Origin of the sequence: Micromonospora sp. RV43, assembly GCF_001029515.1 — a bacterium.
Taxonomy (GTDB): domain Bacteria; phylum Actinomycetota; class Actinomycetes; order Mycobacteriales; family Micromonosporaceae; genus Micromonospora; species Micromonospora aurantiaca.
On record NZ_LEKG01000046.1, the window covers coordinates 18,580 to 41,902 of the forward strand.

At 73.0% G+C, this 23,323-nt stretch carries 24 protein-coding genes; 17 read left to right on the forward strand and 7 right to left on the reverse strand.

Annotated features, from left to right (window positions below; all coding sequences use genetic code 11):
- Position 1 precedes the first annotated feature (1 nt).
- The 11 genes from ABD52_RS13925 (at position 2) to ABD52_RS13975 (ending at position 8,385) form a co-directional block, all read left to right on the forward strand.
- On the forward strand, positions 2-496 hold the full coding sequence (locus tag ABD52_RS13925) for a DUF2617 family protein (protein WP_013283378.1): 495 nt from the start codon (positions 2-4) through the stop codon (positions 494-496).
- Entirely contained in the window at positions 493-918 is a 426-nt protein-coding gene (locus ABD52_RS13930; RefSeq protein WP_013283379.1) for a DUF4247 domain-containing protein, read from the forward strand. Before ABD52_RS13925 ends, ABD52_RS13930 begins: the two co-directional genes overlap by 4 nt.
- A gap of 31 nt (positions 919-949) precedes the next feature.
- Complete coding sequence (locus ABD52_RS13935) at positions 950-1,372, forward strand: DUF350 domain-containing protein (RefSeq protein WP_030269725.1); 423 nt, start codon at positions 950-952, stop codon at positions 1,370-1,372.
- Complete coding sequence (locus tag ABD52_RS13940; RefSeq protein WP_047892090.1) at positions 1,372-2,145, forward strand: hypothetical protein; 774 nt, start codon at positions 1,372-1,374, stop codon at positions 2,143-2,145. Before ABD52_RS13935 ends, ABD52_RS13940 begins: the two co-directional genes overlap by 1 nt.
- The gene (locus tag ABD52_RS13945) at positions 2,142-3,710 is read left to right on the forward strand and encodes a polyamine aminopropyltransferase (protein WP_013473416.1); all 1,569 of its coding nucleotides are present in this window, start codon (positions 2,142-2,144) and stop codon (positions 3,708-3,710) included. The genes ABD52_RS13940 and ABD52_RS13945 overlap by 4 nt, the downstream gene beginning before the upstream one ends.
- A 67-nt stretch (positions 3,711-3,777) precedes the next feature.
- Positions 3,778-4,776, forward strand: a complete 999-nt coding sequence (locus ABD52_RS13950) for a hypothetical protein (protein ID WP_041784385.1) — start codon at positions 3,778-3,780, stop codon at positions 4,774-4,776.
- A 69-nt stretch (positions 4,777-4,845) separates the two neighbouring features.
- Positions 4,846-5,649 carry a hypothetical protein gene (locus ABD52_RS13955; RefSeq protein ID WP_047892091.1) on the forward strand — a complete coding sequence of 268 codons (804 nt, stop codon included), beginning with the start codon at positions 4,846-4,848 and terminating at the stop codon, positions 5,647-5,649.
- A gap of 72 nt (positions 5,650-5,721) precedes the next feature.
- Positions 5,722-6,450 carry a hypothetical protein gene (locus tag ABD52_RS13960; protein WP_047892092.1) on the forward strand — a complete coding sequence of 243 codons (729 nt, stop codon included), beginning with the start codon at positions 5,722-5,724 and terminating at the stop codon, positions 6,448-6,450.
- Complete coding sequence (locus tag ABD52_RS13965; protein WP_047892093.1) at positions 6,447-7,256, forward strand: SDR family oxidoreductase; 810 nt, start codon at positions 6,447-6,449, stop codon at positions 7,254-7,256. Before ABD52_RS13960 ends, ABD52_RS13965 begins: the two co-directional genes overlap by 4 nt.
- A 154-nt stretch (positions 7,257-7,410) precedes the next feature.
- Positions 7,411-7,950, forward strand: a complete 540-nt coding sequence (pyrE, locus tag ABD52_RS13970) for an orotate phosphoribosyltransferase (RefSeq protein WP_013283387.1) — start codon at positions 7,411-7,413, stop codon at positions 7,948-7,950.
- Between the two features lie 57 nt (positions 7,951-8,007).
- On the forward strand, positions 8,008-8,385 hold the full coding sequence (locus ABD52_RS13975) for a helix-turn-helix transcriptional regulator (RefSeq protein WP_007454255.1): 378 nt from the start codon (positions 8,008-8,010) through the stop codon (positions 8,383-8,385).
- Positions 8,386-8,557: 172 nt separating this feature from the next.
- Here the strand turns inward: ABD52_RS13975 and ABD52_RS13980 are convergent, their stop codons facing one another.
- From ABD52_RS13980 to ABD52_RS13990, 3 genes are read right to left on the reverse strand one after another with little or no spacing between them, the layout of a single operon-like run.
- The gene (locus ABD52_RS13980; protein WP_030269737.1) at positions 8,558-9,403 is read right to left on the reverse strand and encodes a DedA family protein; all 846 of its coding nucleotides are present in this window, start codon (positions 9,401-9,403) and stop codon (positions 8,558-8,560) included.
- 23 nt (positions 9,404-9,426) lie between these two features.
- Positions 9,427-11,943, reverse strand: a complete 2,517-nt coding sequence (locus ABD52_RS13985; protein ID WP_047892094.1) for a polynucleotide kinase-phosphatase — start codon at positions 11,941-11,943, stop codon at positions 9,427-9,429.
- Positions 11,940-13,427, reverse strand: a complete 1,488-nt coding sequence (locus ABD52_RS13990) for a 3' terminal RNA ribose 2'-O-methyltransferase Hen1 (RefSeq protein ID WP_047892095.1) — start codon at positions 13,425-13,427, stop codon at positions 11,940-11,942. The genes ABD52_RS13985 and ABD52_RS13990 overlap by 4 nt, the downstream gene beginning before the upstream one ends.
- Before the next feature lie 118 nt (positions 13,428-13,545).
- Here ABD52_RS13990 and ABD52_RS13995 point away from each other — a divergent pair, with 118 nt between their 5' ends.
- Positions 13,546-13,956, forward strand: a complete 411-nt coding sequence (locus tag ABD52_RS13995) for a sigma-70 family RNA polymerase sigma factor (protein ID WP_047892096.1) — start codon at positions 13,546-13,548, stop codon at positions 13,954-13,956.
- Positions 13,956-15,008, forward strand: a complete 1,053-nt coding sequence (locus ABD52_RS14000; protein ID WP_047892097.1) for an LCP family protein — start codon at positions 13,956-13,958, stop codon at positions 15,006-15,008. Before ABD52_RS13995 ends, ABD52_RS14000 begins: the two co-directional genes overlap by 1 nt.
- Before the next feature lie 12 nt (positions 15,009-15,020).
- Here ABD52_RS14000 and ABD52_RS14005 read toward each other — a convergent pair whose 3' ends face one another.
- Entirely contained in the window at positions 15,021-15,230 is a 210-nt protein-coding gene (locus ABD52_RS14005; RefSeq protein ID WP_013283392.1) for a hypothetical protein, read from the reverse strand.
- Between the two features lie 138 nt (positions 15,231-15,368).
- On the opposite strand from ABD52_RS14005, the gene ABD52_RS14010 reads away from it, so the two are divergent.
- Both ABD52_RS14010 and fbaA read left to right on the forward strand, forming a co-directional pair.
- Positions 15,369-15,752: a phage holin family protein gene (locus ABD52_RS14010; protein WP_013283393.1), complete on the forward strand. Its 384-nt coding sequence runs from the start codon at positions 15,369-15,371 to the stop codon at positions 15,750-15,752.
- A gap of 195 nt (positions 15,753-15,947) precedes the next feature.
- Entirely contained in the window at positions 15,948-16,970 is a 1,023-nt protein-coding gene (fbaA, locus tag ABD52_RS14015) for a class II fructose-bisphosphate aldolase (RefSeq protein ID WP_013283394.1), read from the forward strand.
- Positions 16,971-17,062: 92 nt separating this feature from the next.
- On the opposite strand, the gene ABD52_RS14020 is transcribed toward fbaA, so the two are convergent.
- On the reverse strand, positions 17,063-18,274 hold the full coding sequence (locus ABD52_RS14020; protein WP_071097227.1) for an LOG family protein: 1,212 nt from the start codon (positions 18,272-18,274) through the stop codon (positions 17,063-17,065).
- 262 nt (positions 18,275-18,536) lie between these two features.
- Between ABD52_RS14020 and ABD52_RS14025 the strand changes: the two genes are divergently transcribed.
- Positions 18,537-18,965 (forward strand): DUF3151 domain-containing protein, encoded by a 429-nt coding sequence (locus tag ABD52_RS14025; RefSeq protein WP_013283396.1) that lies wholly within the window; start codon positions 18,537-18,539, stop codon positions 18,963-18,965.
- A gap of 51 nt (positions 18,966-19,016) precedes the next feature.
- Here the strand turns inward: ABD52_RS14025 and ABD52_RS14030 are convergent, their stop codons facing one another.
- Both ABD52_RS14030 and ABD52_RS14035 read right to left on the reverse strand, forming a co-directional pair.
- Positions 19,017-20,951 carry a chromosome partitioning protein gene (locus ABD52_RS14030; RefSeq protein ID WP_047892099.1) on the reverse strand — a complete coding sequence of 645 codons (1,935 nt, stop codon included), beginning with the start codon at positions 20,949-20,951 and terminating at the stop codon, positions 19,017-19,019.
- Positions 20,952-21,025: 74 nt separating this feature from the next.
- Positions 21,026-22,024: a diacylglycerol kinase family protein gene (locus ABD52_RS14035; protein ID WP_047892100.1), complete on the reverse strand. Its 999-nt coding sequence runs from the start codon at positions 22,022-22,024 to the stop codon at positions 21,026-21,028.
- A gap of 121 nt (positions 22,025-22,145) precedes the next feature.
- On the opposite strand from ABD52_RS14035, the gene ABD52_RS14040 reads away from it, so the two are divergent.
- On the forward strand, positions 22,146-23,323 hold a 1,178-nt coding region (locus ABD52_RS14040), incomplete at its 3' end, for an adenylosuccinate synthase (protein ID WP_047892101.1).

Here is a 23,323-nt window from a genome sequence, read left to right on the forward strand (position 1 = left end):
CGTGCTCGTCTGTCTGGACGCGCCGTACGTCGACACCAGCGCCGCCGATCTGAGCCTGGCCCTGGGCGGCCCGGAGCTGCCGGCGCTGGCCGTGCGCGACATCGACCTGCCCGGCCTGCCCCGGCTGCGGCTGCGCCTGCTGGGCGCCTCCCACCAGGTCGTGCTCGGCACGCTCACCGAGACGGTCGCCTGCCTGCCCGGCCGCCCGCCGCACCTGCCGGGCACGCTGCACGACGAGACGGCCGGCTACCGGTTCCTCGCCACAGTGCTCCGGCCGGAGGGCGACGGTCTGCGTACCCGGGTCGCGGCGCTGCGCGCCGAACTGGCCGAGGACCCGTACGCGCTGATCGGCGTCTTCCCCGGCGACGAGGACGCGGTCACCGCGCTCTCCGTGCGGCCCGCCCCGCCGGACGGCGTGCTCGCCTGGCGCACCTGGCACGCCTACCCGCAGACCAACGAGCTGGTCCTGACCGAGACGGTGGTGGAGGAGCTGTGACGTACCGACGGTGGTTCGTGGTGGGCGTGGCGGTCGCCGTCATCGGCGCGCTCATCGCCGCCTTCACGATCTTCTACGGCAACTTCTCGCCCCGCGGCTACGTGGAGGACAACTTCTCCCGCGCCACCGGGCGGGACATCGGCTCGAACGCGATCGCTTACACCTCGAACAAGGCGCCGAGCGACGTGTCCAAGCAGATCACCGACACCTGGAAGCCGGCCGACCAGTACGTCGACGGCAGCGGCGTGTACCTGCGCTACGACGACGACTCGGTGGTGATCCTCCCGCTCGCCGTCGGCTCGGTGATCCTGCTGGAGAAGATGACCACCGCCTACCCCCGGTACCACAGCGTCGTCGGCAACAGCTGGGGCTGGGGCCGAGGCAGCACGGTCCGGGGCGGCGGCCCCGGTTCCGGCAAGTAGCCCCTCCGACCCCCTCACCCTGGAGTCTCCTGTGCAGCATCTCGTCACCGACCTGCTGGTCACCCTCGCCTACGGCGCGGTCGGCGTCGTCCTGATGGCGATCGGCTACGTCCTGGTCGACCTGGCCACCCCCGGCAAGCTCCACGAGCTGATCTGGACCGAGCGCAACCGCAACGCGGCGCTGCTGCTCTCGTCCAACCTGCTCGGGGTCGGCACGATCGTGGTCGCCGCGATCGTGGCCAGCGACGACGACTTCACGCTGGGGCTGGTCGGGGCCGCCGCGTACGGCATCCTCGGTCTGGTGATCATGGCGGCGGCGTTCGTGCTGCTCGACGTGGCCACCCCGGGCAAGCTCGGTGAGCTGCTCGTCGACCCGGAGCCGCACCCGGCGGTGTGGGTCTCCGCCACCGTGCACCTCGCCACCGGTGCGATCATCGCGGCCGCGATCATCTGATGAGCGGAAAGCCCGCACAGCATTCGGCGGGGAAGGACAAGCGCACGCAGACGGTGATCTGGTCCGTGGTCGTGGGGATCGTGGTCGTCGTCTGCGCCATCGGTGTGTTCAGCGGCGACTCGGACACCTCCGTCCCCGCGCCGGCGGCCGACGAGCGGTCCGGCACCGTGCCGATCCTCCGGGCCGCCGCCGACAGCCAGGGCATCTGCTACGGCTGGGAACTGCTCGACGTGTACGACGAGGTGAGCGTCGGCTCCAACCTCGGCGACGGCACCACAGTCGTCGACGCTCCCGGCTGCACGCGCTGGATCGCTGTGTCCGCGAACGTCAGGTACACCTCGTCGAGCAGCGAGTCGGAGGACTCCGCCACGATCCGGATCAAGGGCTCGGACGACATCGAGTTCGCCGACCTCGCCGCGATCGAGACCCGCCTGGGCCGCTTCGGGCTGGACGAGGAGGCATTCGTCGACGACCCCGGCTGGGCCGTCACCCGGGCCGCCACGATCCTGCCGCTGCTCGCCGCCGAGCGCGGGCTCGCCGAGCCGGCCGCCACCCCCACCGCCGGGCCGTCGACCGCGGCCGCACCGCTGCCGGACGCCGGCAACGACTTCTGGCGGGACCGCTGGATCTACGTCCTCAGCTCGCTCGGTCTGTTCCTGCTCGCCGCGCTGTTCCTCGTCGTGGGCGTGCGCCAGCGCCGCAACCACCGGGGACGGGTGCCCGCGCAGCGCGCCGGGGCGGGAGCCGCCGGACGTACCCGGAGCAGACGGTGACAGTCGACGTGGCCGCACGGCCGCGGTGGCGCCTGGCCCGCGCGGCGGTCCTGCTCGCGGTCTTCGTGTGCGCGGCCTGCGGCCTGGTGTACGAGCTGGCGCTGGTCGCGCTCGGCAGCTACCTGATCGGCGACACGGTCGGCCAGGCGTCGATCGTGCTCGGCGTGATGGTCTTCGCGATGGGCGTCGGCGCGCTGGTGGCGAAGCCGTTGCAGTCCCGGGCGGTGGTCTCGTTCGCGGTGATCGAGCTGACGCTGGCGCTGCTCGGCGGCCTGTCCGTGCTCGGCCTCTACGCCGCGTTCGCCTGGCTCGACCTGTACGGTCCGGCGCTCGTCGGCACCGCGTTCGTGCTCGGACTGCTGATCGGCGCGGAGATCCCGCTGCTCATGGTGATGCTGCAACGCATCCGGGAGCAGTCGGCGGGCAGCGCGGTGGCCGACCTGTTCGCCGCCGACTACGTGGGCGCGCTGCTCGGCGGGCTGGCCTTCCCGTTCCTGCTGATCCCGGTCTTCGGCCAGCTCAAGGGCGCGCTCGTGGTGGGCGCGGTGAACGCGGTCGCCGGTGTGGTGCTCGTCTTCACCGTGTTCCGCGCCGAACTCGGCCGCCGGGCGCGGGCCGCGCTGGGCGTGGCCACCGTCGTGGTCGGCCTGCTTCTCGGGTACGCCTGGGTGACCGCCCACGACTTCGAGGTGACCACCCGCCAGCAGCTCTACCGCGACCCGGTGGTGCACGCCGAGCGCAGCCGCTACCAGGAGATCGTGCTGACCCGATCCGTGCGCGAGCCCGGCCACTCCGACACCGACCTGCGGCTGTTCCTCAACGGCGACCTCCAGTTCAGCTCGATCGACGAGTACCGCTATCACGAGGCGCTCGTGCATCCGGCGATGCGGGGGGCGCACGGTGACGTGCTGGTGCTCGGCGCCGGGGACGGGCTGGCCGCACGGGAGATCCTCAAGTACCCGGACGTGCGCTCGGTGACGCTCGTCGACCTCGACCCGGCAGTGGTCGAGCTGGCCCGCCGGGAGCCGCAGCTGCGCGAGCTGAACCGGGAGTCGCTCACCGACCCCCGGGTACGGGTGCTCAACCTGGACGCGTTCGCCTGGCTGCGTACCGCCACGGACCGCTTCGACGTGGTGATCGCCGACCTGCCCGATCCGGACGAGACGGCCACCGCGAAGCTCTACACGATCGAGTTCTACACGCTGATCCGGCCGGTGCTGGCCCCCGGCGGGCGGCTCGTCGTGCAGTCCGGGTCGCCCTACTTCGCACCCCGGTCGTACTGGTCGATCGAGCGGTCGGTGCGCGAGGCGGGCTTCGCCACAGTGCCGTACCACGTCGACGTGCCGAGCTTCGGCGACTGGGGGTTCGTGCTCGCCGCGCCGGGTGACGTCGCGCCGGAACTGGCGCTGCCGGACGATCCGCCGCCGCTGCGTTTCCTCACCCCGGCGGTGCTGGCCGCCGCCGGCACGTTCCCCGCCGACCGGGCCCGGATCGACGTACCGGCCTCCACCCTGTTGCGCCCGAGGGTGCTGGACTACGCCCGCGAGGAGTGGCGCGGCTACTAGGTTTCGGGACATGCCACCCGAATCGTCGTCGCGTCACCGACCGGGGATCGGCTGGCTGGTCCGCCGGCTGCCGACCCGGGCGGTCGAGGCGGCGTCCTACCTCCAGGCGTTCGTGCTCTCCGGCGTGGTCACCGTGCTGGCCGTGCGGGCGTACCTGAAGGCCACCGACTATCCACAGCTCGGCGGCGGCGGGCTGCACATCGCGCACGTCCTCTGGGGCGGCCTGCTGCTCGCCGTCGGCCTGGGCATCCCGCTCGTCTTCCTCGGCGGTGGCGCCCGCAGCGGCGGGGCGGTGATCGGCGGCATCGGGTTCGGGTTGTTCATCGACGAGGTGGGCAAGTTCGTCACCACCGGCACCGACTACTTCTACGCCCCCGCCGCCGCCATCATCTATGTCGCGTTCGCGCTGCTGGTCCTGCTCATCCAGGCGGTACGCGGGCGCACCGGCCGGTCCCGGCTGACCCCGGCCGAACGCACCGCGAACGCACTGGACATGGTGCTCAGCGGCCTGCCGGGCGGGCTGACCGACCGCCGCCGGATCGCCGTGCTGCGGCTCGTCCAGGGCACCGGACCGGCCACCGAGACGGCGGTGGCGCACCTGCTCGAAGCGGTGCCCCACCGGGAACCGCCGCCGGTGCCGCTCTGGCAGCGGGCGGCGGACCGGGCCCGGCGCCTCGCCGTCTGGGCGGCCGGACGCCGCTGGCTGGTCTGGCCGGTGGTGGTCTACCTGGTGGTGGAGCCGGTGCTCACGGTGGTGGCGGTGTTCCTCGACGGGGTGACCGGGAAACTGGACCAGGAACGGGAGTGGGGCGCGGTGCTCGGCGTCAGCGCCACCGCGTTGATCACCGCCGTGCTCGGTCTGTGGGCCGCCTGGCTGCTGCGCCGCAACCGGGCCGAGGCGTTCCGCCTGTTCAAGCTGGCGCTGCTCGTCGACCTGCTGTTCGGGCAGGTCTTCAACTTCACTGTGAACCAGTTCGGCGCGGTCTCCGCCGTCGCGCTCGATCTCGCGTTGCTCGGCGTGGTCACCGCCGAGCACCGCCGGTTGCGGCGCGCCGCCGAGAGGTAGAGCCGTTTCCGGCGTGCTGAGCTGGTGGAAGATCGCTACGGTGGGCATCTGATCCAGGAAGGGAGAATCATGGTCGATGCTCCGGGCACCCCGCCCCGTACGCGTCCCGGCGTGGTGACGCTCTCCAGTTGGCTGCTCATCCTCGTCGCCGCGATCCAGGTGCTGAACCTGATCGTGGCGCTGACCGTCGTCGGCAAGATCCGCGACGTTCTCACCGACGCGTACGCGGGCACCTCGGCCGAAGGGGCCGGCGACATCGCGTACGCGTTCAGCATCATCACGGCGGTCGTGTCGCTGCTGATCGCGGCCGGGCTCGTCGTCCTCGCGCTGCTGAACAACCGGGGCAAGAACGGCTCCCGGATCACCACCTGGGTGCTGGGCGGCATCCTGTTCTGCTGCACCGGCGGCGGGCTGCTGACCGGCCTCACCGGCGGCATGACGGGCGGCGGCAACACCACCGGTGACGTGCCCAGCTCGGAGGAGATCCAGCGCCGGCTGGAGGACGCGCTGCCGTCCTGGTACACCCCGGTCAACCTGCTGCTGGGTCTGGTCGCGCTGCTCGCCCTGCTGGCCGCGCTGATCCTGCTGGCGCTGCCGAAGGCGAACGAGTTCTTCCGCAAGCCCAAGGCCGGCTGGGAGCCGCCGGTGCCCGGTGGCGCCTACCCGGCGTACCCGTCGCACCCGGGCCAGTCCGGGGATCCGGCGTACCCGTCGTACCCGCCGGCTCCCGGCACCCCGCCGTCGACGCCCGGCGGTCAGCCGCCGTCCGCGCCGGGTGGTCAGCCGCCGTCCGCGCCGGGTGGTCAGCCGCCGTCCGCACCCGGTGGTCAGCCGGGTGAGCGCCGCGACCCGGAGCCGCCATCCGGAAGTTGACGTCCGGATTGCAGCGACGCCGACGATCCCTCCGAGTAGGTTGCAAGCCGACGCCTACCGGAGGGATCAGTCGTGTCGTACCCCGAACGGGCCGCACCCCGCCGGCCGGGCACGGTCCTCGCCGCGGCGGCGCTGCTGCTGGTGATGGCGGTCGGCGCCGTGGCGTACGCGGTGGTCAACCTGGCCGTCAGCGGCGGCACGGTGGACCGGTTCCGGGACGCGGCAGCCGAGCGGACCGGCGCCAGCGGCGGCGACGTCGACCAGGTGGCCGGTCTGCTGCGCGGCTCCACAGTGCTGGCCGCCGTGCTCGGCGTGCTCGCCGCGCTGCTGCTCGTCGGGCTCGCGCTCGGTCTGCTCGCCGGCCGGTCCGGTGCCCGCACGGCGACCTGGGTGGTCGCCGGCACGGGCCTGCTCTGCGGTTGCTGCGGGCTGGCGGTGCTGGTCGGCCAACGGGCCGCCCCGCTGCGGCTCGGCGCGGACGACCGGATCACCGCCGACCTGCTGGGACTCGTCGGCGACGCGTACCCGTCGTGGTGGATCCCGGTGAACGCGACGCTGTCGGTGGCGCAGATCCTCGGCTATCTGGTGGTCGCCGTGCTGCTCACGCTGCCGTCGTCCGGCGCGTTCCTGCGACGCCGTACCGCACCGCTGCGGCTGTCCGGCTACGGCTCGACAGTGTCCGGCGCGGCCGCCCCCGGGCCGACGCCCTGGGGGCCGCCACCCGGCCTGAAACCGCCCCCGTCCGTCCCGCCCGCGACGCCGCCGGGTGGGTTCCCGCCACCTCCCGAGGACAGCCGATGACCGGTGACACCCACCCCTCCCGGCGCCGCGCCCTGGTGACCGGCGCCAGCCTGGGCATCGGCGAGGCGTTCGCCCGCCGGCTCGCCGCCGACGGATGGGACGTCGTCCTGGTGGCCCGGGATGCCGTCCGGCTCGACGCGCTGGCGGCCGAGCTGACCGGGCGGCACGGCGGTGACGCCGAGACGATCGCGGCCGATCTGTCCACCGAGGACGGCTGTGCGGCGGTCGAGCAGCGGCTCACCGCCGGTACGCCGATCGAGCTGCTCGTCAACAACGCCGGCATCAGTCTGAGCAGGTCGTTCATCCGCTCGTCGGTGGCGGACGAGGCGCGGCTGGTCCGGCTCAACGTGCTCGCCGTGCTGCGTCTGACCCACGCCGCCCTCGGTCCGATGATCGAGAGAGGCCACGGGGCAGTGATAAATGTCTCTTCCGTTGCCGGCTTCGGTGTCCCCATGCCGGGATCCACGTACTCGGCCAGCAAGGCGTGGGTGACGAATTTCAGTGAATCGATCGGCCAGTCCGTCGCACCGCTGGGTGTGCGCGTGATGGCGCTCTGTCCCGGCTACACGCGAACCGGAGTTCACGAACGCGCGGGCATCGACATGTCGCGCCTGCCCGCCTGGGCCTGGCTGCGAGCCGACGATGTGGTCGCCGAAGGGCTCCGTGACCTGCGGAAAGGCAAGGCGGTGAGCGTTCCGGACTGGAAGTACAAGGTGGCGGTGGCCGGGCTGCGGCACGCGCCGAAGCGGCTGCTGCGCGGCTTCCGGCGGGACACCCGGGGTGCGGTCGGCCGGCAGCGCGGCTGACCGGCGGCAGCCCGTACGCGCACCGGCCCGGCGGCCGACCGGGATGGACGGTCGCACAGCGTAGCCGCTCATCGCCACCCGTCGGTCGCCCGCAGGGTTGACCAGGGCAGGCCCGAAACATGGCGCTCAGACTTGCGAAGTACGCTCTTGGGCCATGGGCGACCACGACGACCTGCGCAAATTCATCACTGACCTCGCTGTGGTGCACGGCCGGGTGGTGCTCTCGTCGGGCCGCGAGGCGGACTGGTACGTGGATCTGCGTCGCGTCACGCTCCATCACGAGGCGGCTCCGTTGATCGGCCGGGTCATGCGTGACCTCACCGCCGACTGGGCCTACGACGCGGTCGGCGGGCTGACCCTGGGCGCCGATCCGGTGGCCGCCGCCATGCTGCACGCCTCGGCGGGCACCGGCCACGCGGTCGACGCCTTCGTGGTCCGCAAGGAGGGCAAGGCCCACGGTCTCCAGCGCCGGATCGAGGGGCCGGACGTCTCCGGGCGACGGGTGCTCGCGGTCGAGGACACCTCCACCACCGGTGGAAGTGTGTTGACGGCTGTCGACGCATTGCGTGAGGCAGGGGCCGAGGTGGTGGGTGTGGCGGTTATTGTTGATCGAGGTGCCGGCGACACGGTGCGAGCCGCCGGATTGCCCTATCGGGCGGCCTATACGTTGGCTGACCTCGGCCTTGTGGCGTAAAAGTTTGCCGATTCGGATCTGCTGATATGCAGGCGGATCGATGCTGCTGGTGGAAGGATGGAATACGTGGGAACTGCGTTGGCTGAAATGACCATGCCTCAGATCTCGCCGCTTGCCGGCGAGCCGATCGAACGCGCCGACGCCGAGCGGCTTGCGGGGGTCCTCAAGGCCCTCGCTGACCCCGCCCGGCTGCGGCTGCTCAGCCTGATCCAGTCGGCTCCCGAGGGGGAGGCGTGCGTGTGTGACCTCACCGCGCCGCTCGGCCTCTCGCAGCCGACGGTCAGCCACCACCTGCGAATCCTCACCGAGGCCGGCTTGCTGGAGCGGGAGAAGCGCGGGGTCTGGGCGTACTACCGGCTGGTGCCGTCCGCGATCGCCACGATCGCGGATCTGCTCACCCCGCCGCGGAAGCGGGCCACCAAGAAGGCTCGCTGAAACCTTCGGGCCGACCCGACCGAGGGTCGTCCCGACCGGGTGACCGGTGGCGTGCGAGGGGTGGCGCCATCAGCGCACAGTGACGGCTGTCGTCGTCCGTGTGACCCGGCTGGAGCAGTGCTGTCGAAGGCCGGTCCTCGTCCGAGGGCCGGCCTTCGGCGTCCGTACGTGCTCAGCGGCGGTGCTGACCGCCGTGCCCGTCGCCGTGCCCGGGACGGTGCTCCTCGATGCCCTCCCGGGCCGCCTCCACAGTGCCGGCCACAGTCGCCGCGGTGATGACGGCGACCGCCTCGCCGCGCTTGCGTGCCCGCCGGTCGCGGAGGAACTCGAAGAAGATCGGCAGCACCGAGATCACGATGATCAGCGCGACCACCGGCAGGATGTACCTGTCGATCTTGTCGCCGATGGCGTCGTAGATCTGCCGGGCCAGCAGGTAGCCGATCAGCAGGATGCCGTCCACCCAGAGGACCGCGCCCACCACGTTCCACACGAAGAACTGGCGGGCCGGCATGCCGAGCACCCCGGCCACCGGGTTGAGGAACGTCCGCACGATCGGGATGAACCGGGCCAGCACCACGGCCTTCGCCGGACCGAACTTCTGGAAGTAGTACTCCGCCTTCTCCACGTACTCCCGCTTGAACAGACGGGAGTTGGGCTTCTCGAACATGCGCCGGCCGTACCGGGCGCCGAGCCAGTGCCCGAGCTGGGCGCCGACGATGGCGCAGAGCGGACCGCCGATCATCAGCCCGGCCAGGGACAGGCGGGTGCCGTCGCCGAAGATGGCGTCGGCCACCGGAGAGGCGGCCACCCCGGCCAGGAACAGCAGCGAGTCGCCCGGGAAGAAGAAGCCGACGAGCAGCCCGGTCTCGGCGAAGAGGATCACCCAGACGCCGATCATGCCGAAGGTGTGGATGAGGTCCTTCGGATCGAGCGGGTTCAGCGCCACGCTCTCGGAGAACATCCGGGTCTTCTCTGCTGTGTCCACGGCCACACAGGGTACCCCGGCCCGGTCCGGCATTTCGGCCGGACCGGGCGTCCTCGTCAGAGGCGGGGGTCGACCGGCTCGGACTCGCAGGCGAGGATCGCGAACACCAGCTCGTGGCGGCGCCAGAGCGGGGCGTCCTCGGCCAGCGCGTCCAGGGCGGCCAGGCCCAGTCCGTGCTCGCGCAGGGCGAGCCCGCGCTTGCGACCCAGCGAACGGCGGCGCAACGCGGCGAGCTGCCCCGCCTCGGTGTACCCGGGACCGTAGATGATCCGCAGGTACTCCCGCCCCCGGCACTTGATCCCCGGCTGGAGCAACGAGCCCTTCGGCGAACGGGCGGCCAGGCCCGCGTACGGCTTGACCACCATGCCCTCGCCACCGGCCGCGGTGAGCGACAGCCACCACTCGGTGGCGTCGGCCACCGCCGACTCGTCGGCCAGGTCCACCACCCGCCGCCGGGTCGGCGTGAAGAACTCCGGGTCGGCGGCGCAGAGCCGGTCGGCCAGCGCCAGGTGCCAGCCGTGGTCGCGGTCGGCGTAGCTCACCCCGGCCCCGGCCAGCACCGCGAACGGCGCCAGCGTCACCCCGCGCAGCCCGTCGGTCGGCCGGACGTACGCCCGGTAGGCAGCCGAGTAGGCGGTGATCTCGGCGGCCCGCCCGGCCATCCGGTCGCGCAGCCCCGCCACCGGCATCCCGCGCCCGGCGGCGGTGTCCAGCGCGGCGAGCACCGCCGGCAACGCGGCCCGCCCGGCCGCGCCGACCCCGGCGTACTGCTCGCGGATCAGCCCGCTCGCCTTCGCCGACCAGGGCAGCAGCTCGGCGTCGAGCAGCAGCCAGTCGGTGTCCAGCTCGGCCCAGAGACCGGCGCCGGTGACCGCGGCGCGCACCCGGGTCAGCAGCTCGCCGTCGAGCGGCGGAGCGAAGAACGGCCTGCCGGTACGGGTGTGCACCACCCCGCCGCCGAAACGGCCCGGCTCCCGCTCCACGAGCACCACCGCTCGCGAACCCATGTGCTTCTCCTCGCAGACCACCCGCTCGACGCCCGCCGCGCGGTAGTCGGCGAACGCCTCGGCCGGGTGCTCCAGGAACCCGTCCACTACCGACGTGGAGCAGGGCGCCATGGTCGGCGGCAGCCACACCAGCCGGCCCGGGTCGACCGCGAACCGGCTCATCACCTCCAACGCGGCGGCGGCGTTCTCGGCCGGCACGGTCAGCGACCCGTACGCGTGGGTGAGGTGCCGTCGCCCGGTCACGTCGGCCAGGTCCAGCACGGTGTCCGGCCGCGACGGCGTGACCGGGACCAGCGGACGTGCCGGGGCGTACCACTCCTTCACCGCCGGGACCGCCACCAGCTCCTTCTCCGGGTAGCGCAGCGCGGTGAGCTGCCCGCCGAACACGCAGCCGGTGTCCAGGCAGATGGTGTTGTTCACCCACTCCGGCTCGGGCGTCGGCGTGTGCCCGTACACGACCATCGCCGAACCCCGGTAGTCCCGCGCCCACGGGTAGCGCACCGGCAGGCCGTACTCGTCGGTCTCGCCTGTGGTCTCGCCGTAGAGCGCGAACGACCGCACCCGGCCGGACGCCCGCCCGTGGTACGCCTCCTTCAGCCCGGCGTGCGCCACCACGAGCCGGCCGCCGTCGAGCACGTAATGGCTGACCAGGCCGTCGATGAACGTCTCCACCCCGGCGACGAACTCCGGCGACTCGGCGGCGAGCTGCTCCATCGTCTCGGCCAGGCCGTGGGTGAGCCGGACGTCCCGGCCGCGCAGCTTGCGCAGCAGCTTCTGCTCGTGGTTGCCCGGCACGCAGATCGCGTGCCCGGCCGCCACCATGCCCATCACCAGGCGGAGCACGCCGGGCGAGTCCGGGCCGCGGTCCACCAGGTCACCGACGAACACCGCGGTACGCCCCGACGGGTGCGCCGCGTCCACCGGGCGGCCCGCGTCGTCGTGCCGCAGCACGTAGCCGAGCCGGGACAGCAGCGCCTCCAGCTCGGTACGGCAGCCGTGCACGTCCCCGATAACGTCGAACGGGCCGGTCAGGTCGCGCCGGTCGTTGAACAGCTTCTCGTAGCGGATCTCCGCGGCGTCGATCTCCTCCACGCCGCGCAGCACGTGCACCTTGCGGAAGCCCTCGCGGGCCAGCCGCCCGTACGACTGCCGCAGGTCGCGGCGCATCCGGTTGAGCACCTGGCGGCCGTGCGTCCGGTCGGCGCGCGCCTCCGTACGCTCCCAGGCCACCGCCTCCGGCACGTCCAGCACGATCGCCACCGGCAGCACGTCGTGCTCGCGGGCCACCCGGATCAGCCCGGCGCGGGCGTGCGGCTGGAGGTTCGTCGCGTCGACCACAGTCAGCAGTCCCCGCCGCAGCCGGATGGCGGCGACGTGGTGCAGCGCGTCGAACGCGTCGGCGGACGCGGACTGGTCGTTCTCGTCGTCGGCCACCAGCCCGCGGAACGTGTCCGAGGAGAGCACCTGGCTGGGCGCGAAGTGCCGCCGGGCGAACGTCGACTTGCCGGAGCCGGAGACGCCGACGAGCGCCACCAGTGCCAGCTCGGGGATGTCCAGGACGGTCATCGGTTCGTCGCCTCCTTCCGGTCGTTGCTGGTGTTCTCATTGCGGTCATCCCGCGTCAGCACCGCGATCTGGGTCGGCGTGCCCACCTCCGGGTCCTCGTCGCCGACGCCGCCGAGCACCGCCGTGTAGCCGTGCGCCGCCGCCACCCGGTCCACCCAGGCGGCGAACTCGGCCCGGGTCCACTCGAACCTGTGGTCGGCGTGCCGGAACCGGCCCGGCGCGAGCCCCTCGTAGCGCACGTTGTACTCGACGTTCGGGGTGGTCACCACCACCGTGCCCGGCCGGGCGTGACCGAACACCGCGTCCTCCAGCGCAGGCAGGCGCGGCGGGTCGAGGTGCTCGACGACCTCCATCAGCACCGCCGCGTCGTACCCTCGGAGCCGGTCGTCCCGGTAGGTGAGCGCGGACTGCCACAGCCGGATCCGGTCCCGCTGCCGCTCCGGAAGCCGGTCCAGGCGCAGCCGCCGGGCCGCCATGCCGAGCGACCGGTCGGACACGTCGACGCCCACCACCTCGGTGAACCGCCGGTCGGCGACGAGCGCGGTGAGCAGCGCACCGCCACCGCAGCCCAGGTCCAGCACCCGGCTCGCGCCGCTGTCCCGCAGCGCGGCGAGCACCGCCTCCCGTCGCCGTACCGCCAGGGAGGCCCGGCGGACGTCCTCCGCCGTCCCGGCCCCGCCGCCCGACTCGGCCGGCTCTCCGGTCGACGGCTCGATGCTGTCGTCGGCGGGCGGCTCGTCGGCGAGCCGCAACTCGGTCAGCCGGGCCATCGCCTCACCCGCGAGCGCCCGGCGGTGCGCCAGATAGCGGCGCGTGATCAGGCCCCGCTCCGGATGACCGGCCAGCCAGCCGGCACCGGCCCGCAGCAGCTTGTCCACCTCGTCCGGTGCCACCCAGTAGTGCTTGGCGTCGTCGAGCACCGGCAGCAGCACGTACAGGTGGTTGAGGGCGTCCGCGAGCCGCAGCGTGCCGGTCAGCGTCAGGTCGACGTAGCGGCTGTCACCCCACTCCGGGTACGTCTCGTCGAGCGGGATCGGGGTGGCAGTCACGGTCCAGCCCAGCGGGGCGAAGATGCGTACCGCCAGCTCGGCGCCGCCGCGGCAGCGCAGCACCGGCACCCGTACGGTCAGCGGGATCGCGCTCGCCGCCAGCTCGGGACGGTCGCGCGACTCGCCCCGCAGGGCGGAGCGGAACACCTTCGACAGCGCCGACGAGAGCAGGCTGGAGGCGGCGTACGGACGGTCGTTGACGTACTGCCCGAGCGCGAAGCCCTCCGGCGCCCGGTTCCGGCGGCCGCGGCCCAGCTTGAGCGGATCGACCTCGACCAGCAGCGCCGCGGTGCAGCGCGCCTCGTCCGCCTCCGGGTAGAACACATGCGCGGCACCGGCGGGCAGGTCGAAGCTCTGCACGCGGTCCGGATGCTTCACCAGGAGGTGTCCGAGGTCGGTCGCCGGGCGGTGGGTCGTGGTCAGGGTCAGCAGCACCCATCGATGATCTCGTGATCGCCCGGTTCCTGTCGTGGGGGTTTCCGGGGAGGCCGAATCCCGCCGCAATGTTCCGGCTGCCCGGGACCGTCCATGAAACGGGACACCGGGAGGTGCAGTGACGTACGAGGAGTTCGCCGACGCGCGGTTGGGCGCCCTGCTGCGGTACGCGGTCATGCTGACCGGGGATCCGCACCAGGCCCAGGACCTCGTGCAGGAGACCATGGTCAGGGTCCAGCTCAACTGGCGGCGCGGATCGTGGGCGCGGCGGGTGCTGCTGCGCGGCGAGGCGGACGAGTCGGTGCCCGCGCCGACCGACCACGCCCAGTCCGCCGTGGACCGGGACCAGGTCCGGTCCTGGCTGTCCCGGTTGCCCCGGCGGCAGCGGGCCGCGCTGGTGCTGCGCTACTACGAGGACCTGCCGGACGGGGAGATCGCCGAGATCCTCGGCTGCGCCGTCGGCACGGTCCGGTCCAGCATCTCGCGCGCGCTGGCCACCCTCCGAGCCGAACTCGTGGAGGTCTGCTGATGATCGAGGACGAGCTGCGGGCCGCGTTCGCCCGCCTCGAGGAGTCGACCCCGCCCGTCGGCCCGGTCCGGGCCGCCGTCGACCGGGCGGTGATCAGTCGCCGTCGGCGCCGTCGGCGCGTACGCCTGGCCGGGACCGCGCTGGCGGTCGCCGCCGTCGCGCTTGTCGGTTTCACAGCGATGGCGCCCCGGCCGCCGGCGCCGACGGCGGCGCCCGCGCCCCCCACGCCGGTGCCGGAGCCCGGCGGCGCGTTGAACCTGCTGCTGCTCGGCGTCGACCAGTCGGTCGGCAGCCGGCGCGCCGACTCGGTGCTGCTGGTGCACCTGCCGGCCGACCGGAGCCGGCTCCACCTCGTGTCGTTCCCGCGTGACCTGCTGGTGCCGGTACCGCCGCAGGGCGGGACGGAGAAGCTCAACGCGACGTTCTCCCGCGCCGCCGGTTCGGGCACCGACCTGGCCGCCGGCTACCGGGCGACCCGCCAGGCGGTCGCCCGGCTGACCGGGGTACGCGTCGACGCCGGCGCGGTGCTCACGTACCCGGGGGCGCGTGAGCTGACCGACGCGGTCGGCGGCGTGCCGGTCTGCCTGCCGGCGCCGGTGCGTTCGGTGCACACCGAGCGGCGTTTCCCGGCCGGATGTCAGCGGCTCGACGGCGCGGCGGCGGTGGACCTGCTGCGGCAGCGGTACGGCCTGCGCGACGGCGGGCTGGACCGGGACCGCAACGCGGCCCGCTACGCCGCCGGTCTGCTCCGCCAGCTCCGGGAGCAGGGCACGGCGACCGATCCGGCGCAACTCGGCCGGCTGCTCCTGCGGATCGGACCGGCCGTCACGGCCGACACCGGCGACCTGTCGCTGCCGGCGCTGGTGGCCGCGGCCGGCCGAACCGCCGCGGCCGAGCCGGTCGCGCTCGCCTTCCCGGTACGCGACGAGTGGAACGGTCGCGGGTACGAGCCGGACCCGGAACTCGCCCCCGGGTTCCTGGACGCGTTGCGCGCGGACCGGCTGGCGCAGTGGGCCGCAGAACACCCGGGTCAGGTCACCGCCCTGCGGTGACCGGGCGCCGGGTCAGCGGTAGTCGTCCTCGTCGGCGGCGACGACGCGGGCCTGCTCCATGGCGTCCCAGTCGTCGACCTCCATGCCCCGGTGCGGCTCGCCGTCTGTCTCGTCGGTCACAGTGGTGGCCTGCTCCACCGCGTCGGCCGGCTCGGCCTCCAGATCCCGCTCCTCCGGGGCGAGGTGGTCACTGGGGGCGAAGTCCTCGTCGGGCTGACCCATCGTCCCTCCCTGTTCTCCGTGCGGGCATCGTCCCCACCACCGTACGGGCTGCTCCGGGCCGCCGCTGGGTGGCGGGCGGAACGGCGGAGTCGGCGATTGTCCCGCTCCCGGCGCGCGGCCGGTGCCAGGATGGGAGGCATGGGCTTCCTGATCCGACTGGCGATCACCGCGGTCGCGTTGTGGATCGCGACGCTGATCGTGCCCGGAGTGGAGGTGAGCGGCCGTAACACCGGCAGCAACGTGCTCACCCTGATCGTGGTGGCACTGGTCTTCGGTGTGGTCAACGCGGTGCTCAAGCCGCTCATCAAGGTGTTCGGCTGCGTGTTCTACCTGCTCACGCTCGGCCTGTTCGCGCTCGTGGTGAACGCGCTGCTGTTCCTGCTCACCGACTGGATCGCCGGGGTGCTGAAGCTCCCGTTCCACGTGGACGGCTTCTGGGCCGCCTTCTGGGGCGCCATCGTGGTCGCGGTGGTGAGCTGGCTGATCAGCGTCATCGTGCCGGACCGGCTGGAGAATCGGTGAGCGGCGTCCGGGCCGGTTGTGCCCCGCTCACGCTCCTACGGGATACTGCCCGCGGTGGACAGCGCGGTCCGGCGCAGCCGTGGACGTCAGCGACCGGAACGGCCGGCTCCGGGGAAGACCCGGGGCCGGAACGGCCGCCCTCCATGGAAGACAGCGGCCTGCACGGCCGAGAGCGGTAAGTAAGGAGCGTTCGACATGCCCATCGCTTCCCCCGAGGCTTACGCGGAGATGCTGGACCGGGCCAAGGCCGGCCGGTACGCGTACCCCGCGATCAACGTGACCTCCTCGCAGACGCTGAACGCGGCGCTCAAGGGCTTCGCCGATGCGGAGAGCGACGGCATCATCCAGGTCTCCACCGGCGGCGCGGAATACCTGTCCGGCCCGTCCGTGAAGGACATGGTGACCGGCGCTGTGGCGTTCGCCGCGTACGCGCACGAGGTCGCCAAGAAGTACCCGGTGAACATCGCGCTGCACACCGACCACTGCCCGAAGGACAAGCTGGACAAGTTCGTCCGGCCGCTGATGGCCATCTCGCAGGAGCGCGTCAAGGGCGGCCAGGAGCCGCTGTTCCAGTCGCACATGTGGGACGGCTCGGCCGTGCCGGTGGCGGAGAACCTGGAGATCGCCGAGCAGCTCCTCGCCGAGGCCGCCAAGGGCAAGATCGTCCTGGAGATCGAGGTGGGCGTCGTCGGCGGCGAGGAGGACGGCGTCGAGAACGCCATCAACGACAAGCTCTACACCACCGTCGACGACGGCCTGGCCATGGTCGACGCGCTCGGCCTGGGCGAGAAGGGCCGCTACATGGCGGCGCTGACCTTCGGCAACGTGCACGGCGTCTACAAGCCGGGCAACGTCAAGCTCCGTCCCGAGGTGCTCAAGCAGATCCAGGACGCGGTCGGCGCCAAGTACGGCAAGGACAAGCCGCTCAGCCTGGTCTTCCACGGCGGCTCCGGCTCGCTGCTGTCGGAGATCCGGGAGGCGCTGGACTACGGCGTGGTGAAGATGAACATCGACACCGACACCCAGTACACCTTCACCCGCCCGGTCGCGGACCACATGTTCCGCAACTACGACGGCGTGCTCAAGGTCGACGGCGAGGTCGGCAACAAGAAGATGTACGACCCGCGTGTCTGGGGCAAGGCCGCCGAGGCCGGCATGGCCGCCCGCGTGGTCGAGGCCTGCGAGCACCTGCGCTCCACCGGCACCACCATGAAGTGACACCCCGCGTGTAAGGAAGGGCCCCTTGTTAACGCTCGGCGTTAACAAGGGGCCCTTCCTCTACCGGAGGCGTTAAAAGGGGGCCCTTCCTTTCACTGCACCAGCACCCGGACGGCGTCGCGCACGTCGTCGGTCAGATGGATCGTGTGCGACAGGTCGCCGAACGGGGACGCGGCGAACAGCGGCCGCAGCAGCGACTCCACCGGCAGCTCGGTGGTCCAGTACGTGCGGTCCAGGAAGACGTACGCCCCGCTCGCCCCGTCGGTGCCGTAGAACGTCTTGGTGGCCGCCTGGAACACCTCCTGCACGGTGCCGGCCTTGCCGGGCGCGAACACGATCCCGCCCCGGGCCAGCCGCAGGATCGTGTCCTCCCGGATGGCGTTGGAGAAGTACTTGGCGATCCGGCCCGCGAACAGGTTCGCCGGCTCGTGGCCGTACAACCAGGTGGGGATGGCCAGCCCGCCGGAACGGGCCCACCCGGTGCCTGGCGCCGACGGGCGGGGCGAGGGCAGCGACGGGCCGTCCGCGTACCGCTTGCGCACCGCCAGCGCCGCCGCCGTGTACCGGTCGTGGTCGGTGAAGTCCGGCGCGACGGCGAGCACGTCGATCGCGGCGGACAGCTCCTCGGCCGGCCAGGCCGCGAGGAACGCGCCGAGGTTCGCCGCCTCCATCACACCCGGACCGCCGCCTGTGACCACCAGGCGGTCGGCCCGTGCCAGCTCCCAGCCCAGCACGGCGGCCATCCGGTACGCGACGCTGCCGCGTGGCACCGCGTGCCCGCCCATCACACCCACCACCGACTGCGGCCCGTGCGCGGCCAGCCACGACCGGGTGGCGTCGGCCAGCGCGTTGTCCACGCCGTGATCGTGCAGTCGCTGACCGAGCGCCTCGCGTACGTCCGGCAGCGCGCCGCCGTGCTCCCGGAAGTGCGCGTACACCCGGGTGTCGTACATCCCGGCGAACCCGCCCTCGGCGAACCCGGCGGCCAGCTCGTCGGCGGTGTAGAGGTGCGACGGCTGGGTCGGGTAGGGCAGCCCGGAGAACGGAGGGACGACGTTGGCGCCCCGGCGGACCAGGTCCGCGCCCACCTCGCGGCCGGCGAAGCGGCAGCCCACGAAGAGCGTGCCGGTGACGTCGACGTCGCGCAGGTCGGGAACCGGGTCGAGGTCGAGGCGCAGGCCCTGCACGGTCAGACCGGCCAGGGTTCCCCCGGCCAGCCGCTGCTCGAAAGCGGTGCGGGTCTCGATCTCGTTGACGTGGGGCGCGTGCGGCTCGATGACGTCCGCGGGTGGTGGGGTCGGCACCAGGCCATCCTGCCCCCGCGCGGCAAGTGCCGAAACCGGGGGCGGGAACGACAGGAGCCCGGCGGGCACGCCGCCGGGCTCCTGCGTAACCGGGTCCTGGGGAGGCTCCGGATCTGTATTTGTAGTGCAAGAACCACGGCGGCGGCATGGGCCGCGGGTACGTGTGCTCCCGCCGCAGGCGTGACGAAACCCTCAGCCGTTCAGCCAACCGTACGGGCGAGGCCCCTCGCGTACCCGAGGGCGAAGCGGGTTGAATGGGGCGATGCAGAACCTGTTGCCTGAGCCACCGGCCACCCTGCTCCCGGTCCACGAGGAGGCCGACGCCGCGCTGGCGGCGGCGGCCGAGCAGGGCACCGACGAGGCGTACGCCGAGGTCGCGGCCCGATTCCCGACCTACAGTGCGGCCTGGGCCGCGCTGGCCGGCCGCGCGCTCACCGCGGGTCAGGTCGTCACGGCGTACGCGTACGCCCGCACCGGCTACCACCGGGGCCTGGACCAGCTGCGCCGCAGCGGCTGGAAGGGCCACGGTCCGGTGCCCTGGTCGCACAAGCCCAACCGCGGCTTCCTCCGCTGCCTCTACGTGCTGTCCCGCGCGGCGGGGGAGATCGGCGAGGCGGACGAGGCGGCCCGGTGCGCCCAGTTCCTCCGCGACTGCGACCCGGCCGCCGGAGACGCGCTCTCCGGCGACTGACCACTGCCGCGACGGCCGGTCCCGACCCGGGCGCCGGCCGTCGCGCCCGTCCTACAGCCCTTCCGCCACCGACGCGGCGATCTTCAGCCAGGCGTCCCGGGTGGCGGAGGAGAGCTGCCCGTACCGCAGCGGCTCGCCGGTGTCGATGAGCCGCTCGTACGGCGCCAGCAGCACCGCCCGGGTCCGCGCCGCGAAGTGGGCCTGGATCGCGGGCAGGTCGATCTCCTTGCGGGACGGCGGCATCGAGACCACGGTGACCGCCTGCCGGACCAGCCGCTGCCGGCCGCTCTGCTCCAGGTGGTCGAGCATCCGCGCGGCGGTCTCGGCCGAGTCGTTACGGGCCGACATGGTCACCACGAGCTGGTCGGTGGCGTCCATCGCGGCCTGCCAGTTCTGCGCCCGGACGTTGTTCCCGGTGTCCACGAAGATCAGCTTGTAGAACCGGCTGACCACCTCACGGATCTCCGCGAACGCGGCGGCGGTGAGCATCTCGCCGCCGGTCGCGGACTCGTCCGAGGCCAGCACGTCGAACATGCCCTCGCCCTGCGAGCGGACGTACTGCGACAGGTCGCCCACCCGGCCGTGTGGCCCCTGGAACTGGGCCAGGTCCCGCAGCATGTCCCGCACCGTACGGGCGTGGAAGTCCTGCTGCGCCCGCATGCCGAGGGTGCCCTGGGTCTCGTTGTTGTCCCAGGCCAGCACGTATCCGCCGCGCTTCTGGCCGAACGTCATGGCGAGCAGCAGGATCGCCACCGTCTTGCCGGCGCCGCCCTTCGGGTTGACCACCGTCACCTGGCGCAGGCCGCCGAAGTTGCGGCGGACCATCTCGATGTCGCGCTTCATCTCCTGCTCGTGCCGCCCGGGCGCGAGCCGGACCAGCCCGATCTTGTTGACCACCGCGCGTACGCCCATGGTGGCCACCGGGTCGACCGGCCGGGCCTGGCGGCGGCGGGCGAAGTCCTCGGCGGTCGGGGGCACCGCCTGCTGCGGTGTCCAGCCCTGCTCCGGGTGGGGTGCTCCGGGCTGAGGTGGTGGCGGCACCACCGGGCCGGACACCGGCGCCTGCGGAGGCAGCGGGCCGCCCGGCTGCGGCACGCCGGTCTGGGGCGTCCAGCCGGGCGGCGGGTACCAGCCGGGCTGACCCGGTTGTGGCTGGTAGCCGGGCGACGGGTAGCCGTTGCCGTACGGGGACGGCTGTGCCGGTACGCCCGGCGACGGCGGGAACGGCCCGAGCCGGGGCGCCTGCTCGGGCGCGCCCGTCCCTGCCGGCCCCGTACCGGAGTCCGGCGACGGCTGCGTCCCGGCGACGGTGGCCCGGCCGGACGCCGTGCCGTCCTCGGGGAGGGCGTCAGGCGGCGGGGGCGGTGCCACGGTGGCCCGGCCGGAGGCGGTGCCGTCGGTGGAGAGTGCCTCGGGCGGGGGCGGTGCCACGGTGGCGCGGCCGGACGCGGTGCCGTCGGCCTCCACCGCCTCGGACGGCGGCGCCGTGGCGTCGGCGGGGTCCGGCGTGGTGGCGGAGTCCGACCCGGCCCGCTGTGGCGGCTGTGCCCACGGCGAGCCGGGCCGTCCGTTCCCGGCGCCCTCGCCGGTGGTACCCGGGCCGGTCGTCCCGGTGGCGGGCGTGGTCGCCGGCGCGGGTGCCGTCGGCGTACCGGGCGCCGCCGGTGAGCCGGATGCCGCCGGTTCCGGCTGGGCCGGTGACGGGGCGGAGGTCGCCCGGTCGAGCGTGAACGGCAGGTCCAGGTCGACAGCGGGTGCCTGGGGCGCCGGAACGTCCGCCGCCACCGGTGCCTGGGGCGCCGGGACGTCCGCGGCCACCGGCGTGGGAGCGTCGGCGGGCGGGAGCGGCCAGGGCACCGACGCCCACGGCGGGATCGTGGCCGCCGCCGCGTCGGTCTCCTCCGGCGGCCACAGCGGCTCGACGTCCCGCTGCGGCACCTGCGGTCGGCCCGGTACGTGGGCCCGGTCGTCGTTCTCGTGCACCACGGTTCCTCCCCATTCCTTCCGCCGAGGATAGGCGGTCCGGCCAGCGCCGCGAGCCGGGTGGGGATCGACCGAGGTCAGCCCGTCCAGACCGCCCAGGCGCCCGGCTCGGTCCACCAGGAGCGCTTGCGGCTCAGCTCGCCCTCGACGCCGTCGTCGAGGAAGGGCACCTTCTCGTCGCGGGGCACCACCGCCACCGCACGTCCCCGCGCCCGGCGTACCTCCAGCCGGACCTTCTTCCGGCCCAACGCCGACCGGGTCACCACTGGTACGGCGACGCCCACCGTCACCCGCCCGTCGGCCGGATCCGGGCCGCCCAGCAGGTCCACCTCGCCCAGGCGCGCGTACCCGCCCGCGTTGCCGATCGCGCACGCGGTGATCGGCTCCGAACCGTCGCTCAGCACCGTGCCGTCGACCTCGACCCGGGCCCGCCAGTGCAGCGGACGGCCCGCGTCGTCGGCGGCGCCGAGCAGCGCGCCGTCCAGCGTCACCGAGCCACCGTCGTTGCGCAGCAGGTCAAGCCGCCGGGCGGTGCCGTCCAGCACCGCGGCGGCCACACCCGCCGGATCCCGGGGCAGCCCGAGCTGCGCGGCCAGGTCCCGCGCCGTCCCGGACCGGGCCGGATCGAGCGGGAGTACGCCCACAGGCGGGAGGTCGGGCACCGTACGGTCGTCTGCGAGGTCCGCGGGGCGGCGACTCGGCGGCGGAGCGTACCGCCGGACCAGCCGGCGCAGGACGGCGCGCAACTGACCGTCACTGGCCGTGGCGACGATGAGCCGGGTCTTGCCGTCGGAGTCCGGCCAGGTGAGGCCGTCGGCGCGCGGCGGGCCGTCGAGGCGGGCCAGCACCTCGTCGATCTCGGAGTCCGACCGGGCGGTCACGGTGGTCACCCGGGCACCCCGGGCGGTCAGCTCGTCCGCACAGGCCAGCACCGGTACGCGCGGCGTCTCGCAGCGCTCCTCGCCGGTCTCGGCGGCGGTGTCGTCCGCGCCGCCGCAGCAGGCGCCGCCGCTGCCGCAGCCACCACCGGGAGCGTCCCGCTCCGAGCCGAGGGTGAGCAGCACCACGTCGTACACGAAGGAGCCTCCTGCTTCTCGACCAACCCCTGCTGGTCCCGCCGTCACTACTTGTTAGCCTGACACCCCGGGCTCGCTGACCGGTCGCCACCTGGCACCCGAGCCTTCTGGAGGCGAGAAGATGCCAGCGATCGTGCTGCTCGGCGCCCAGTGGGGCGACGAGGGCAAGGGCAAGGTTACCGACCTGCTGGGTGAGCGGGTCGACTACGTCGTGCGCTACTCCGGCGGCAACAACGCAGGCCACACGGTGATCACGCCGGACGGCCAGAAGTATGCGCTGCACCTCATGCCGTCCGGGGCGCTGTCACCGAGCGCGATGATCGTGATCGGCAACGGCGTGGTGGTCGACCCGAAGGTGCTGCTCCAGGAGATCGACGGGCTCGCCGAGCGCGGCGTGGACGTGTCCCGCCTGCGTATCTCCGGCGACGCGCACCTGATCATGCCGCACCACCGCGCGCTGGACCGGGTGGTCGAGCGCTACCTGGGCAGCTCCCGTATCGGCACCACCGGCCGGGGCATCGGTCCCGCGTACGGCGACAAGGTCGCCCGGATGGGCATCCGGCTCCAGGACCTGCTCGACCCGGGCATCCTGCGCAAGAAGCTGGAGCTGGCGCTCCGCGAGAAGAACCAGCTGCTGTTCAAGATCTACAACCGCAAGGCGATCGACGTCGAGGAGACCGTCGAGGAGTACCTCCAGTACGCCGAGCGGCTGCGCCCGTACATCGCCGAGACCCGGGTGATGCTCTGGGACGCGCTCGACCGCGGCGAGACCGTGCTGCTGGAGGGCGCCCAGGCCACCATGCTCGACATGGACCACGGCACCTACCCGTTCGTCACCTCGTCGAACCCGACGGCCGGCGGGGCGTGCGTGGGCGCGGGCATCCCGCCGACCGCGATCACCAAGGTCATCGCGGTGAGCAAGGCGTACACGACGCGGGTGGGCTCGGGCCCGTTCCCGACCGAGCTGTTCGACGACAACGGGCAGCACCTGCGCAAGGTCGGCCACGAGTACGGCACCACCACCGGCCGGGAGCGCCGCTGCGGCTGGTTCGACGCCGTGGTGGCCCGGTACGCGTGCCGCCTCAACGGCGTCACCGACCTGGTGGTCACCAAGCTGGACGTGCTGACCGGCCTGGCCAAGGTGCCGATCTGCGTCGGGTACGAGATCAACGGCGAGCGCTTCGACGACATGCCGATGACGCAGACCGACTTCCACCACGCCACGCCGATCTACGAAGAGCTCGACGGCTGGTGGGAGGACATCACGAAGGCGCGGACCGAGGACGAGCTCCCGGAGAA

Bases quoted from the DNA above. Each gene is read 5' to 3' on its own strand.
- ABD52_RS13940 (WP_047892090.1), top strand. From the start codon at position 1,372: ATGAGCGGAAAGCCCGCACAGCATTCGGCGGGGAAGGACAAGCGCACG.
- ABD52_RS13955 (WP_047892091.1), top strand. From the start codon at position 4,846: ATGGTCGATGCTCCGGGCACCCCGCCCCGTACGCGTCCCGGCGTGGTG.
- ABD52_RS13965 (WP_047892093.1), top strand. From the start codon at position 6,447: ATGACCGGTGACACCCACCCCTCCCGGCGCCGCGCCCTGGTGACCGGC.
- pyrE (WP_013283387.1), top strand. From the start codon at position 7,411: ATGGGCGACCACGACGACCTGCGCAAATTCATCACTGACCTCGCTGTG.
- ABD52_RS13975 (WP_007454255.1), top strand. From the start codon at position 8,008: ATGGAATACGTGGGAACTGCGTTGGCTGAAATGACCATGCCTCAGATC.
- ABD52_RS13980 (WP_030269737.1), bottom strand. From the start codon at position 9,403: ATGCCGGACCGGGCCGGGGTACCCTGTGTGGCCGTGGACACAGCAGAG.
- ABD52_RS13985 (WP_047892094.1), bottom strand. From the start codon at position 11,943: ATGACCGTCCTGGACATCCCCGAGCTGGCACTGGTGGCGCTCGTCGGC.
- ABD52_RS14000 (WP_047892097.1), top strand. From the start codon at position 13,956: ATGATCGAGGACGAGCTGCGGGCCGCGTTCGCCCGCCTCGAGGAGTCG.
- ABD52_RS14005 (WP_013283392.1), bottom strand. From the start codon at position 15,230: ATGGGTCAGCCCGACGAGGACTTCGCCCCCAGTGACCACCTCGCCCCG.
- ABD52_RS14010 (WP_013283393.1), top strand. From the start codon at position 15,369: ATGGGCTTCCTGATCCGACTGGCGATCACCGCGGTCGCGTTGTGGATC.
- fbaA (WP_013283394.1), top strand. From the start codon at position 15,948: ATGCCCATCGCTTCCCCCGAGGCTTACGCGGAGATGCTGGACCGGGCC.
- ABD52_RS14025 (WP_013283396.1), top strand. From the start codon at position 18,537: ATGCAGAACCTGTTGCCTGAGCCACCGGCCACCCTGCTCCCGGTCCAC.